The 13,720-nt window shown below is 68.3% G+C and carries 10 protein-coding genes and 2 pseudogenes; 7 read left to right on the forward strand and 5 right to left on the reverse strand.

The genetic code is table 11. The features are described from left to right. Positions 1-90 precede the first annotated feature (90 nt). Genes AB0O82_RS24200 through AB0O82_RS24215 form a run of 4 tightly spaced genes read right to left on the reverse strand, consistent with a single transcriptional unit; the run spans position 91 to position 3,110 of the window. On the reverse strand, positions 91-717 hold the full coding sequence (locus AB0O82_RS24200; protein WP_363586030.1) for a carboxymuconolactone decarboxylase family protein: 627 nt from the start codon (positions 715-717) through the stop codon (positions 91-93). Further along, entirely contained in the window at positions 714-1,490 is a 777-nt protein-coding gene (locus tag AB0O82_RS24205) for an alpha/beta hydrolase (RefSeq protein WP_363586031.1), read from the reverse strand. Before AB0O82_RS24205 ends, AB0O82_RS24200 begins: the two co-directional genes overlap by 4 nt. Before the next feature lie 4 nt (positions 1,491-1,494). Next, positions 1,495-2,127, reverse strand: coding sequence for a TetR/AcrR family transcriptional regulator (locus AB0O82_RS24210; protein ID WP_363586032.1), 633 nt, complete (start codon positions 2,125-2,127; stop codon positions 1,495-1,497). After that, positions 2,124-3,110 (reverse strand): aldo/keto reductase, encoded by a 987-nt coding sequence (locus tag AB0O82_RS24215; protein ID WP_363586033.1) that lies wholly within the window; start codon positions 3,108-3,110, stop codon positions 2,124-2,126. Before AB0O82_RS24215 ends, AB0O82_RS24210 begins: the two co-directional genes overlap by 4 nt. Positions 3,111-3,832: 722 nt before the next feature. Here AB0O82_RS24215 and AB0O82_RS24220 point away from each other — a divergent pair. Both AB0O82_RS24220 and AB0O82_RS24225 read left to right on the forward strand, forming a co-directional pair. Further along, complete coding sequence (locus AB0O82_RS24220; RefSeq protein WP_363586034.1) at positions 3,833-4,687, forward strand: recombinase family protein; 855 nt, start codon at positions 3,833-3,835, stop codon at positions 4,685-4,687. A gap of 116 nt (positions 4,688-4,803) precedes the next feature. After that, a pseudogene (locus AB0O82_RS24225) lies at positions 4,804-5,547 on the forward strand (IS256 family transposase); the annotation flags it as partial. On the opposite strand, the gene AB0O82_RS24230 reads toward AB0O82_RS24225, so the two are convergent. Then, a complete protein-coding gene (locus AB0O82_RS24230) occupies positions 5,531-7,159 on the reverse strand; it encodes an IS4 family transposase (protein ID WP_363586035.1) in 1,629 nt (542 codons plus the stop codon). The pseudogene AB0O82_RS24225 and the gene AB0O82_RS24230 sit on opposite strands and share 17 nt — an antisense overlap. A gap of 203 nt (positions 7,160-7,362) precedes the next feature. Here AB0O82_RS24230 and AB0O82_RS24235 point away from each other — a divergent pair. The 5 genes and pseudogenes from AB0O82_RS24235 to AB0O82_RS24255 all read left to right on the forward strand — a co-directional run. After that, positions 7,363-7,920: pseudogene (locus AB0O82_RS24235) on the forward strand (transposase); the annotation flags it as partial. Between the two features lie 400 nt (positions 7,921-8,320). Next, positions 8,321-9,517, forward strand: a complete 1,197-nt coding sequence (locus AB0O82_RS24240) for a terpene synthase (protein WP_363586036.1) — start codon at positions 8,321-8,323, stop codon at positions 9,515-9,517. A 141-nt stretch (positions 9,518-9,658) separates the two neighbouring features. Continuing rightward, entirely contained in the window at positions 9,659-11,035 is a 1,377-nt protein-coding gene (locus AB0O82_RS24245; RefSeq protein ID WP_363586037.1) for a cytochrome P450, read from the forward strand. Positions 11,036-11,040: 5 nt separating this feature from the next. After that, positions 11,041-11,841 (forward strand): class I SAM-dependent methyltransferase, encoded by an 801-nt coding sequence (locus AB0O82_RS24250; RefSeq protein WP_363586111.1) that lies wholly within the window; start codon positions 11,041-11,043, stop codon positions 11,839-11,841. 1,159 nt (positions 11,842-13,000) lie between these two features. After that, positions 13,001-13,690 carry a tRNA-dependent cyclodipeptide synthase gene (locus AB0O82_RS24255; RefSeq protein WP_363586038.1) on the forward strand — a complete coding sequence of 230 codons (690 nt, stop codon included), beginning with the start codon at positions 13,001-13,003 and terminating at the stop codon, positions 13,688-13,690. The last annotated feature ends 30 nt before the right edge of the window (positions 13,691-13,720 follow it).

Here is a 13,720-nt window from a genome sequence, read left to right on the forward strand (position 1 = left end):
CTCCACCAAGCCCCACTCGGCATCGGAGAGTTCATGGCGACGTATCACCACACCATGATCCACTAGCCAAGATCACTTTGACGACACTGCCTAGGCGGGCTCGGCTGGAGGTGGTGCGGGCACTCGGAAGGCGTTGAGCAGGGCCGAAGTCGCGAGGTAGGCGCCGATCAGGTTGACCATGTCCAGGACGCCGGTCTGCCCCACCGCCTCGATCGCGAGGCGGTACGTGTCGTCGCAGACGGACCGCGTGCGTGCCAGTTCATCAGTGAAGCGGTGGACGGCTGCCTCGGTGGACGAGAAGTCGACACTCGGGCGTCCGGCGAGGACGGCCTCGATCACCGGCTCCGCGACGCCGGTGTGCCGGGCCATCGCGGTGTGGACGTAGATCTCGTACTCGCAGTTCCACGCCGCCCCGACGGTGAGGATGATGATCTCGCGCAGGGGCGCGGCCAGGGACGAGTGGGCCTGGTCGGCGAGGACCCAGGCCAGGAAGGGCATGCCGGCGGCGGGACGGTGCGCGAACGCGTTGAACGGGCCGATCAGATCTCCTTCGGCCGTGGCCGCGGCGGCGCCCGCCTTTCGGGCCCACGGCACCACCTGGGCCCGTATGCGTCGCTGCGCGGCGAGCTGGTCCTCGGTGAGGGGACCGCGGGAGGCCAGGGGCAGTCGCCCGCCCCAATCCCGGTCTGCGGTCGATGGCTGAGCGGCGCCGGTCATGACGCGGCGAAGGCGATGATGAGGTCGGAGAGGGCCTGGGGTGCCTCCAGCGGCACTTGGTGGCCGGAGTCGATCGATGCGATCGTGACGTTGGACAGGTGAGGCACCGTCAGCTTCTTCTGCATCTCCAGGCCCCAGATCGGGTCGCTGTCGGCGACGATCAGCAGGGTCTCGACGTCGATCGGCGCGGCGCGCTCGGTCCAGTCCTCGTAGATCCCCTTGTTCAGCCAGGCGTCCCAGGCCGTGCGGTTCATCCGCGCGTAGTCCTCGCAGGTGCGGTCGAACACCTCCGACGTCAGCGGCACCGCGGTGCGGTCCAGCACGAACTTCTCCGCGTCAGCGTGGTCCCTGCGGCTCTCGAACAGTTCGCGCGGCAGGTCCTCGCCGCCGACCTCCTGCCCGAGCGGGGTGGGGGTGATCAGCACGAGCTTCGCCGGCGGATGCTCCAGCCCCAGCCCCGCGCCCGCGCGGCTGGCGAGGATCTGCATGACCTTGCCGGTCATCGAGTGGCCGACCAGCACGTAGTCGGTCAGGCCGAGCTCGTTGATCGTGGCGGCGAACGCGGCGGCCATCTCGGCCATCGTGTAGCCGGGGATCTCGCGCGCCTCGCCGTGGCCGGGCGCGTCCACGGCGACGACCCGGAACTGCTCCGACAGCGGAGCACTGGCCTCGATCCATTCGCGGCGGGCGAAACTGAACGAGTGCGAGGCCACGAGGGTGCGCCCGGGGCGCTTCGCATGGGGCTGCTGAGGAGTGTCGGTGATGGGAAGCATGGTTCTAACCTCCGGTTGCCTTCGGTGCGAGGGACGGAGTGGTCGGCCGGGTGAGCATCAAGCCCTGCAGGGCGGTGCGGGCCAGGTGAACGCAGGAGTCCACGTCGACGGGCTGGTGGCCGAGCAGCAGGCGGAACGCTGTCGGGCCGAACAGCAGATCGATCGCCGCATCGGGCTCGACGTGCGGATCGAGCTCGCCGCGCGCGACCCCGCGGTCCCACAACTCGCGCAGCGCCGCGCGGCGCGGCGCGAAGAACCGGGAGTTGAGCAGGTCGGCGGTACCGGGTTCCAGCACGGCGGCGGCGACCAGCTGGGCGAAGACGATGCCGTCGCGACCTTGGTAGTACTCGGCCAAGCGGGCGACGGCCTGGACCAGGTCGTGCGCGCTGTCCCCGGTCTCGGCCAGCGGCACCAGGCGGCCGATGTGCGCGGCGAAGGCCTCGATCGCCAGCGCGGTGCGGTGCGGCCAGCGCCGGTAGATCGTGGGCTTGCTCACACCGCTGCGGCGGCTTACCGCCTCGACCGTGCACGCGGCGACGCCGCCTCCCAGGAGCAGTTGAGTGGCGGCGGTGAGCACGAGCTCCGCGTGCTCGGGCTCGCGAGGCCGTCCCCGGCCGCGGGTCTGCGGGCCGGTCACGGCTGAGCCGGGGGTCGGACGGCCTCCAGCGGGCCCTGCCGCTCGCCGGACACTTCCCGGGCGAGCCGATCGAGCCGTGCCAGCGCCGCGTCGTCCAGCGAGATCGTGAGCGCGGCCACGTTCTCGGCCACGTGCCGCGGGCTGCTGGTGCCGGGGATGGGCGCCACGGAGATCCCGAGCTGACGACCGCGGGCGTACACCCAGGCCAGTGCGAGCTGCGCGCCGGTCACACCCAGCTGCGCCGCCAGCGCGCCCACCGTCTCGGCCAGCCGCCGGTTGGCGGCGGCGTGATCGCCCTGGAACCGGGGATGGGCGCGTCGGGAGTCGTTCTCTCCCAGCGAGCCCGGATCCACCTTTCCGGTCAGGAAACCGCGCCCCAGTGGCGCGTACGGCACCAGGCCGACACCGAGCTCGGCCATGGCCGGTACGACGGCTTCGACCTCCCGGCTCCACAGGGAGTACTCGCTCTGCACTGCGGCGATCGGGTGCACGGCGTGCGCCTGCCGCAACTGGTCCGCGTCGACCTCGCACAGCCCGAGGTGGCGCGCCTTGCCCGCGGCCACCAGCTCCGACATCGCCTGAACGGTCGCGGCGAGCTCGACATCCTGCGGTGGCCGGTGCAGGTAGTACAGGTCGATGTGCTCGACGCCCAGGCGCAGCAGGGAGGCGTCGCAGCAGCGGCGCACGTAGTCCGGCTCCCCGCGCACACGGCGACGGTGATCGCCCGCCGAGCGGTCAATGCCGAACTTGGTGGCCACCACGACGCCCTCGCGCCGGTCCGCGATCGCGCGGCCGAGCAGGACCTCGTTGTGCCCGGCACCGTAGATGTCGGCGGTATCCAGCAAGGTGACACCCAGATCCAGTGCGCGGTGGACGGCCGACAGGGCCCGATCCCAGTCGGGCCGACCGTAGTACTCGCTCATGCTCATACAGCCCAGTCCCTGTGCCGAGACGTGAAGTGATCCGAGCGTGGTGTGGCGCATCGCCATCTCCTTTACGTTCCGATACGTAATCTAATGCGGGTTCCGCCGACCCGCAACACCCGGGCTCCGGGACGCAGGCGGCATGGCGCCGAACCGCCCTGGAGGGGTCCAGGTCCGAGGTGTGGTCCGGGCGAAGACGATGCGTGCGGCCGCGGATCCCGGCGAGCAGGGCCCGCCTGAGGTCGCCGCCGGGTCGGCTGCGACGCGGCTGACTTCGACACCCGGCGAGGTAGATGCGGGAGTCTTGCCGGCAAGGCAGACAGGATTCCGGCGAGGTGGGAACACGGAGTGTCGCGAGAACAACCTGGGCGAGCGAGACTACGGCGTTGGCCGGATCGAGGCTGGCGCGCACCACCCGTGCAAGGGCAGCGGTCCTCGGCTTCGCCGCCCGGGGGTTCCTGGCCGGGACTCAACCTCGGCAACGACGCTGCGAGCTGCGGCTTCCAGTCGGCGGTTCTGGTTGCAGCCGCGAGCATTCAGACGGCGGTCGCACTGTTCGGCCTCGGCGGGAACGAGACGGGCAATGCCCGGGGTCGTGGGAGCACCCGGGACGGCCGGAATCCTGTCTGTAACACCCTGGTGTCGGGGTTCTCGTGGCGGTGTTTCATAGGTGGTCGCTTGTGGAGCCCCCGGCGCCAGGCGCTCCACCTGCGGCGACCATGTTTCATGAGTTGTTGCAAACGCCTGGACGCCTGAAACACCCTCATGAAACAGTCGGGGCCGTGAGCGACAACGACTTCAAACTGGTGGAATCGCAACCCTGCCCGATGTCCACCTGCGCCGCCCCTGCCGGCTCCCCGTGCCGGACCGGCAAGGGCAAGGTGGCCATCCAGTACCACACCGCCCGATTCCGCCTCGTGCCCCAGCTCGCCAAGGTCTTGAGTGTCCCGACCCCGGCCGTACGCAAGCCCGGCTCGGTGTGGACCGAGCTGCCCCGGCCCGCGAGCGCCGACACCCGGCCGGTCGGGCACGTGCGCCTCGGGTACGCCCGCGCCTCAACTGCCCGGCAGTCCCTCGACGCCCAGCTCGACTCCCTCGCCGAGGCCGGGGTGAGCCGGGTCTTCTCGGAGAAGATCTCCACCCGCGCCACCCGGCGCCCCGAGCTGGAGGCCACGGTGAAGCTCGCCGGGGAGATCCGCTCCTCCGGCGTCGCCGTCACCCTCGTCGTCCACGAGCACAAGCGGCTCGGCCGCGGCATCGAACTGGCCATGCTCGCCGAGGAGCTGAAGGCCGGCGACGTCGGCCTGGAGTTCCTCACCGGAGAGCTGAAGGGCTCGCACGACCCCTCCGGCATCGTGTTCACCGTGCTGGCCGCCATGTCCGGCATGGAGCGCGAGTACATCCGCGACCGTACCCTCGAAGGCCACGGGTCCGCCCGCAAGCGCGGCAAGACCATCGGCGGCGCCGGCGTCACCGACGAATCCATGCTCTCCGTGGCCCTCCACCTCCGCGGCCAGGAGATGAGTCTTCGCGACATCGCCAAGCGCCTCGTCATCACCACCGGCGCGAAGAAGGGACAGCACCCCTCACCCGCCACCGTCATGCGGATGCTGCGCGAACACGACGAGAGCCGCTGACGTCAGCTTTGAGTCCTCGGCGTCCCGTGTACCGGCGGGCCCCGACGCCGACCCGCATCGCCAATCCAGGGTCTGTACGGTGACCGGTGTATCTCCCGATCAAGGAAGAGCACCTGATGAGCGACGTGATCGTCTCGGTTGAGGCGGTTGAAGAGGTCCGGCCTGTCGAGCTGGCGGCGGACGTGCTGGACGAGCAGTTGATCGGGCAGCTGGTCGACCGGGCCCGGGCGAGCGGGCTCCAGTTGACCGGCGAGGGCGGACTGCTGCAGCAGCTGACCAAGCGGGTGCTGGAGTCCGCCCTGGAGGGCGAGATCACCGACCACCTCGGCTATGAGAAGCACGACCGGGCCGGTGCGGGCAGCGGCAACAGTCGCAACGGCGTCTGGGCCAAGACCGTGCTGACCGGCGTCGGCCCGGTCGAGATCGAGGTCCCCCGCGACCGCGAGGGCAGCTTCGAGCCCCAGATCGTCAAGAAGCGCCAGCGGCGGCTGACCGGCGTCGATGAGATGGTGCTGTCACTGTCCGCCCGAGGACTGACGCACGGTGACATCTCCGCGCATCTGGCCGAGGTCTACGGGGCGAGCGTATCCAAGTCGACGATCTCCACCATTACCGACAAGGTCATGGACGGGATGGCCGAGTGGCAGAACCGCCCGCTCGACGCGATCTACCCGGTGATCTTCATCGACTGCATCCACGTCAAGGTCCGTGACGGGCAGGTCGCCAACAGGCCGATCTACGTCGCGCTCGCGGTGACCGTGGACGGCACGCGCGACATCCTCGGACTGTGGGCCGGCGACGGCGGCGAGGGAGCCAAGTACTGGCTGCAGGTCCTAACCGAGATCAAGAACCGCGGCGTCGAGGCAAGGCCACGGAGTTAAGCCCGCTCGCGTCCGTCAACGTGGTCCGTTTCCATGCATCGGCGAGGGTGTAGGTCCCGTAGGCGATCTTCTTGAGAAGGCCTTCGGTGGCCCACTGGGTCATCTGGGTCGCGAAACTCGCGTAGTTGTGGATACCCAGCGCGATGGCGACTTCGCGGGGCCGCCAGGACCGTTCGGGCTCGGCGGCCATGAGGTGGAAGGTCCGGTTTCGGTTGCCGGCGCCCATGGGCCGGATCCCGGTGACGGCCTTGCGCTGGTCCTCGCGGTCGTCCGGCGGTTGGGATGGAGACTCGGGAGTCGTGCGGGGTGTGACGGTCAGGCTGGTGATCGTCTTGCTCTGCCGTGGGCGGGGTTCAGCGGGGTTGGTGGGGTATCGCGTGCGTCCGGCCTTGACCGAGCGGGCGCTGGTGCGGGGCCGTCTCGCTGGCAGCAGGCCCGCCAGTACGGCCAGGCCGATGGCGCCGACCAGACCGTCGAGCGCGGTTCCTGCGGCGGCCGCATCGGCGAGGATGATCCGGTCGCGCGCCGTTTCCAGGGCAATGGTGAAGCTGGCGCGGTCCGGGTCGGTGCCCGGACAGGACTCCACCGCGTCGACCATCGCCGTCCGCAGGAGCTGATAGACAATCAGCTGTGCCCACAGTTCCTGCTCCAGGCCGGCGCGGTCCTGCGACCTGAGCACCAGACCATCCTGCAGGGTGTGCCGCAGCGCGTAGTAGGCGGATTCGATCTCCCAGCGCTCGTGGTAGAGCCGGACCAGCGCTTCGGCGGGGTCACTGCGATGGTCGAGCAGAGTGGTGGCGATGCGGTAGTGCTCGCAGAGCGTCTGGCCGCTCGTGGTCATGGTGATCGTCGCGTCGATGACGCGCACCTTGAGCCTGCCCAACCGGGTGAGATACGAGCCGTCGGGGAGCACGGCGAGGATGGCAGGACGTCGGCGAGCGGTGATGCGGATGACGAACTGGGCTCCGGTGGCCGCGGTGTCCGCCAGGAAGTCGTCCGCGTCGAAGCCCCGGTCGGCGAGGACGAGCATGCTGGCGTTCACCAGCGGCAGGAGACGCCGCGCATAGGTGGTCTCGTACTCGCTCGTCGGCCCGAACACCGCGCCGAGCAGACCGCGGGAGCCGGTTTCGCAGAGCGTCATCAGCCGCAGGAGGGGGTAGCCGGCCCATCCCAGCCGAGCTTGGATCCTGCCGAGCCAGGCCCGGTTTCGCTCGCAGTCGGGCACCTTCACCGCGCTGCATCCGTCGAAGGCCACGATCCGCCAGCGTCGGTAGCGGACGCCGACCGTGGTGGATTGCGCGAGCGGCCCGGCCAGCACCTCGAACAGGGCTTTGAGCGGGGCGGGTCCCACGCGTCGACGCAGGCATCGAAGGGCCTTCTCGCTCGGGCGGGCGATCCCAGGCGTGGTGAGTCCGGCGGTCAGCTTGTCCCAGACGCGCAGGTAGCCCAGGGCGGGGAACAGTGACAGGGCCAGGACGAAGTACACCCCGACGCGAGAGGGCAGGAGTCGTCGACGACGCTCCACGGCACGGTTCTCCTCGAGCACCGCGTCCACGAGTTCGACGGGAAGGTAACGGGTGAGCTCGCCCAAATGGCCTGGGGCGAGAGCGGAATCTCCGCCTCCTCCAAGGCGATTGGGCCGATCGGTGGCAGATTGGTCAGTCAACGGGACCTCTTCAGCACGCAGATCTTGGTCGATCCCTTGCTCTATAGGAGGTCCCGTCCTCATGCCTGCAAACCAGGCCGAGATCACTCTCTTGACGGACGCGAGCGGGGCTTAACTCCGTGGCCTTGGGCGTCGAGGACGTGTGCATGGTCGTCTGCGACGGCCTCAAGGGACTGCCGGACGCCATCGGCACGGTCTGGCCGCAGGCCATCACGCAGACCTGCGTGGTCCACCTCATGCGGGCATCGTTTCGATACGCGGCTCGCCAGGACTGGGACAAGATCTCCCGTGCGCTCAAGACGATCTACACCGCGCCGACCGCCGACGCCGCCGAGGAACGCTTCTTGGAGTTCCAGGAGGAATGGGGCGCCAAGTATCCGGCGATCGTTCGGCTTTGGTCGAACGCCTGGGCCGAGTTCGTGCCATTCCTGCAGTTCGACGCGGAGATCCGCCGGGTCGTCTGCACGACCAACGCGATCGAGAGCGTGAACGCCCGCATACGCAAGGCCGTCCGCGCCCGGGGGCATTTCCCGAACGAGGCCGCCGCGCTCAAGTGCGCCTACATGGCCGTCATGAGCCTGGACCCCACCGGCCAGGGACGCAAACGCTGGACCATGCGCTGGAAGCCCGCACTCCAGGCCTTCGACATCGCCTTCGACGGCCGACTTTCCGTCGGCCGCCGGTAACTCACACAACACGAGATACACCAGTCGCTGGGCAGGCCCGCACCCGGCTGCTTGCCTGGACCTTGTGTGCGCCACCCTGAGTGACTGACCAGCGGCCTGTTGCTGAGACAGTGAATCCCTGCGTCTCCGGAGAAGAAGACGAAGGACGTCACGCCCCCGCGCTACCGCGACGCCATCGACATCCCGGTGCTCTTCCGTAACGGCCCGGGCGGGCGAACCAGACGCGCGTGGTGCAGAGCCGACCAGGTTTCCCCGAAGCAGCGCTATTCGCCTTGGAGTAGTACGCCACTGCTCCGGCTGTAGGTCTTGAGCGTGAGGCTCCAAGGGCCTCGATGACTAAAAATCATGATAAAGCACATCAAGTGTCCAGGTTTAGTTCCTCTCCCACGGGACATCAACCTTGCACCCCGCGAACAGGGTTGCACCGTTTTCCGTCGTCGGATTCCTCAATCAAAGATCACTTTTCGAGGTTGAAATGCCTGAACACTTCAGTCGGCTGACTCTCTACTGCCCCATCGAAAGAGCTGAGAACCCGGCCAGATTGGCAATCAATGAAAGCACGATGGCCTGGGCTGCCAAGCAGGGAATCCCTTCCGACCGGGAACGTCGGGAACGGTTTTCGACGATGCGGCCAGGAGCGCTCGCGGCGGGCGTTGTGCCGCACGGCAAGGAGGAAGGGCTCGCCGCTTTCGCTGATTACCACACCTGGCTCTTCGCCTTTGACGACGATTACTGCGACGAGGCCGAGAACGCGGACATGGATGTCACCGAGTGGGCGGCTTTCCTGGCGCGGCTCCACAGGGTGGCCGAAACCGGGGACATCGGGCTCCTGCCGGACAACGCCTATGCCTGGGCGCTCCGTGATGTAGCGTCACGCATCTCTGCATGCGCGACACCCACGCAGTTCTGCGACTGGGCTGACGCCGTCCGGTCCTACTTCGCCGCTCTGGTCTGGGAGCGGTCGCGGCGGCGAAACGGTGAGAAGCCCCAGAGGCTGGACGACTACTTGTTACTGCGCCTGCGCAACGGTGCGATGCAGAGCAGTATCGCGCTGTTGGACGTGGCCAACGGATACGTTTTGCCGCAGGAGTTGCGTGATACGCCCGAGGTCCGGGCTCTGGTGGAGATGTGCGCGGTCCTCGTCTCCCTCGACAACGATATCTTCTCTCATCACAAGGAGTCCCAGCGCGGCTCTTTGGAGGTGAACCTCCTGGATGTGCTGGCAGCGGAGCGGCAGACAACGACCGCGGAGTCGCTCCATGAGGCCGTCGTGTTGCGCAACACGGTGATGCGCCGCTTCGTCGAACTGAGCGAGCGTACGGTGACGCCGGAGGTCGGTGCCGAACTCCGGCGGTTCGTCGAGAGTCTTGGCCGATGGGTGCGCGCCAACCTGGATTTCAGCCTTGTCACCACGCGCTATGCCGGTCCGGTACGGGAGCGTCTCGTTCTCAGCCCGCACGCACCGGATCCGCGGCCGACGGAGGAGGCATCAGCCCTTGATTCCGCCGTGATCGGCTGGTGGTGGCGCACTCCGGACGCCGCACCGGCGGGTGAACGCCGGCGGCCGTCCCGGCGGGCAGACCCGCCCACTTGGTGAACGCGCTCCGGACGGCTGCCCCGCCTGTCCCGGCCGTCCGGACCGGGGTCTGCGGACCCGGCCAGGTCAACCCGTCCGACGGTGAACCCCGCGCCCGGGACTGACGAAGACGAGGCGCAATCCACCACAGCACAGGAGGCCATGCCTACCGTGACAACCACCTACACGATGGCGACCGCTCCGGGAGCCCTGCCCGTGCTGGGCCACGCGCTCGCGCTCGCCCGCAGACCACTGGACTTCGTGAGGCAACTGCCCGCACACGGCGATCTCGTACGGATCAAACTGGGACCGCAGACCATGCACATGGTCTGCCATCCCGACCTGCTCCACCAGGTCCTCGCCGAGGACCGCGTCTACGACAAGGGCGGGCCCATTTTCGACAAGTTCCGAGAGCTGGCGGGCAACGGCCTGCTGGGCTGCCCGGCCCACGACCACCGCCGACAACGCAGGCTCGTCCAGCCGGCCTTCCAGCGCGGACGGCTGCCCGGGTACGCGACGATGACGAGCCAGGAGATCACGGCACTTACCAGCACCTGGCACAACGGCCAGGTCCTCGACGTCACCAAGGCGATGTACCAGCTCACCACGGCCGTCACGGCGCGGTGCATGTTCGCCGCCGACATGGACGCCTCCGATTCCGCCGCCCTCTACGGCAGCGTCGAGGCCATCACCCGCGGCATCGCCCGACGGGCCATGATGCCCGTGCCGATGGCCGACAAGCTCCCCACCCGCGGCAACCGCCGCTTCGACCAGGCCCGGGTCCACGTCCGGCGGCTCACCGACACTCTGATCGCCAACCACCGCGCCGACGGCGTCGACCGGGGCGACCTACTGTCCACCCTGCTGGCCCCCCAGGAGGAGGGCGGGCTGGGCCTGACCGACGACGAGATCCACGAACAGGTTCTCACCTTCCTCCTCGCCGGGATCGACACCACCGCCATCCTGCTCTCCTGGGCCTGGCACCTGATCGGCGCCCACCCCGACATCCAGGACAGGCTCCAGGCCGAGGTCGACACCGTCCTCGACGGCCGCCCCGCGCAGCACGCCGACCTGCCCGCGCTGGAAGTGACCGACAGGATCGTCAGCGAGACGCTCCGCCTGTATCCGTCGGCATGGCTCTTCACCCGGAACACCACCAGCGACACCGTACTGGGCGGACACCGTCTCCCCGCGGGCACCACCATGATGTTCAGCGCCTACCAGGTCCACCGCCGCGCCGACCTCTACCCTGCTCCTGACAGCTTCGACCCCGATCGCTGGCAGGGCGCGGGCAAGCCCCCGCCGGGCACGCTGCTGCCCTTCGGGAGCGGGCCGCGCAAGTGCATCGGCGAGGTCTTCGCCCGCAACGAGGCGACACTCGCCCTCGCCTCCATCGCCGCACGCTGGCAGCTCGACCCGGTTCCCGGCCGGCCCGTCCACCCCGCCCGCCGAATCACGCTCACACCCAACGCCCTCTCCATGCGCCTGCGGCAACGGTGGCCGGGACAGCCACCGAACACCCCGGAGGCTTCGTCGTGACCGAGATGGCCAACGGGCTCGCAGCACAGAAGTACGGGGCGGGGCTCCTCGACCACCACATCCCCCAGGAAGAGGCGCGGCTGCGTGCCCTCGAGGCGTACCTCGACCCCACCACACGCTCCGTCATCACTCGTCTCGGCATCCAGCCGGGCTGGCGGTGCCTTGAGCTCGGAGGCGGTGCCGGCTCCGTCGCGCGCTGGCTGGCCGAGCAGTGTGCCCCAGGGGAGGTCGTGGGCACCGACATCAGCACCGCCCTGCTGCCCCGGGACGTGCCCAACCTGTCCGTCCGACGCCACGATGTCGTCCGGGAGGACTTTCCGGCGGCCTCCTTCGACCTCGTCCATGCCCGAGCACTGCTGGAACACCTGCCGGAGCGAGCAGAAGTCCTCGGCAAGATGGCGCGCTGGACCGCACCGGGAGGCTGGGTGTGCGTGGAGACGGTCATGGCGGTCCATCCCCCGGCCGGCACCCGGAACGCCTACCAGCGCTGTCTCAACGCCGTGTTCACCCTGTCCGAGAACGTGATGCGCACCGAGCAGCGATGGGGCACCGCACTGCCGGGACTCCTCTCACAGGCAGGTCTGACCGATATCGGCGTCCACTGCACCCCGGGCCTGGTGGGCAGGAACGGCAACGCCGACGCCTTCCTGCGGCTCTCCCTGGAGCAAATCGGCCCAGCCCTGATCCGCGAACGTCTCACCACACCCGAAGAACTGACGGACTGTACGAAGCTTTTGGAAGGCGGAGAGTACACCGACCTCGCCCTCCTGACCCTGTCCACCTGGGGCCGACGCACCCGCCACTGACTCCCCATGAGCTGATTCCATCCTGAAATCCACAGGTCACGGGCGCCGGCGTGGTGCGCCGGCGTGGTGCGGGGGCAGGGTGCTCGGGCAGGTCACGGGCTTGATCGTGCTCTGGTGATCGTCCGCCGGCGGGAGATCGCGGTGTCGATCGCCACGATCAGGGCACGCACGAGCCGCATGCGTCTTCTCCGGTGCTCAGCCGGAGCAGTCGGTAAGGCGATCCCGCGTTCGGGGTGGGAGACCCCGAACGCGTGGACGTCTGTGATCAGCGGCAGATCGTCACGGGTTGCGGAGCGACAGTGGCCACAAGCGCTCCTTCGTGGGGACGACGCTGTCGCTGCCGCCGCCGAAAGGGTATCCAGTGGGCGGCTGGATGCGGTTGAACCGCCGGTGATTGGTCATGGTGTAAGCGCCGGAGGCGGTGAGTACCAGCCGGCCCAAGGGCCGGCATTCGGGGAAGCGCGGCACGGTGTGCCTGCCGTCGCCACGAATAGCGAAGATGTCGTCGCCGAGGGTGTGTTCCGCGAACAACCCGGGGAGATCGGGGCCGAAGTGGCCTGGCCATCGGAGGCGCGGTGGGCAGTACGCACGGCCGGCGCCAAGGCGCGAGGCCCCAGGCGCAGGCGTCGACATCACCACACGGTTGCCGACGTGCGGGTGGTGCCGCCGAGCCGAGCGGACCTCGGTGAGGAAGATCCGTGGATGGCGAGGATCGTGCCGACGGGCTCGAAATGCAGCCGAGGGAAAGTATATTCGAACTAAATTTCCATTAACGAACACAATGGCGATTTCCACTGCCCACCACCGAGGGCGGCCTCCCGGGCCTAAACTAATACAGCAATAAGGTCTATCGAATGTTCATAACATCCCGTAGTGTGTAGCAGCACGGCGAGGAGGCGTCGGCGCACTGCGGAGTGATCACGGGTGATGCGCACGGCTCGACCGTCGAGTTGTATTGGCGCCGCCCGCAGGGCTGCCGTGACGAGAAGACAGGTTTCGTCTCCAAATGACCTGAGCCGTTCGGGCAGAGAATTCGGTGTGAATTCTGGCGTGACGGCCTTCTCTCTTCGGGCCGCCCACTTCATGGCGGACTTTCAGACCTGGCGACCGGGAAAGGTATTGGCATGAGAACGTGGCATACAGATGCAGGTAAGCGGTGGTGACCGTGGATTTCCTGATTCGACCACAGAGCGAGAATTGCCGTCGGATCGCCGATGCCTCCGACCACTGCGTCGTGGGTCTGAGCCCGTTCAACGGCTACTACACACCATGCCGGGTGGAGGCGTTGGTCCAGTGGGCAGCCGGACATTTCACGAGGGTCGACGTTCTCGTTCCCGGATTCGAGGCGGCACATACCCTCACCGCTGCGGGCGTCAGGCCGCTGGAGGCAGTGGGGCGTGTGCGGCGAGCTGTGAACCAGCTCAGGAATCCCGCGGTGCTTGCGCTGTCGCGTGCCGGTGTGTCCACGCCGGAAAGGCGCGTCCATACCTGGACTCAGCTGATGAGCCGACCCGAGTACGCGGCGTTGCGTGAGCGGGCCAGAGCGGCATACCGAGTCGATCCCGCCCTCAGGGCGGCCTGCCGGGCGGTTGCCCGGGGAGCGGTCCGGTCCATCGCGGATACGGAGCCCGGTGAGGAGCAGATCGACGCCTGCGTCAGTTATCCGATCGCAGAGTTGCCGCTGATCGTGGACAGCCCGTCGATCTTTGACGTGGCTTCTTCGGTGTTCGTCTACCACCGGCGGATCGAGCTCGCCGCGGCCCTGCTCGCCGGTCCGGCGACCGGGCTGCGGTCAGCTGCACAACAGGGGTTCGTGGTGGCCGAGCCCGTACTGCCGGGTGGTTCGTGATGAGGCAGCTCAGGCAGCTCCCGATGCCGG

It is taken from the genome of Kitasatospora sp. NPDC088264, from assembly GCF_040685715.1.
Classification (GTDB): domain Bacteria; phylum Actinomycetota; class Actinomycetes; order Streptomycetales; family Streptomycetaceae; genus Kitasatospora.

Coding starts and splice junctions, on each gene's coding strand:
- AB0O82_RS24200 (WP_363586030.1), bottom strand. CDS start 717: ATGACCGGCGCCGCTCAGCCATCGACCGCAGACCGGGATTGGGGCGGG.
- AB0O82_RS24205 (WP_363586031.1), bottom strand. CDS start 1,490: ATGCTTCCCATCACCGACACTCCTCAGCAGCCCCATGCGAAGCGCCCC.
- AB0O82_RS24215 (WP_363586033.1), bottom strand. CDS start 3,110: ATGCGCCACACCACGCTCGGATCACTTCACGTCTCGGCACAGGGACTG.
- AB0O82_RS24245 (WP_363586037.1), top strand. CDS start 9,659: ATGCCTACCGTGACAACCACCTACACGATGGCGACCGCTCCGGGAGCC.
- AB0O82_RS24250 (WP_363586111.1), top strand. CDS start 11,041: ATGGCCAACGGGCTCGCAGCACAGAAGTACGGGGCGGGGCTCCTCGAC.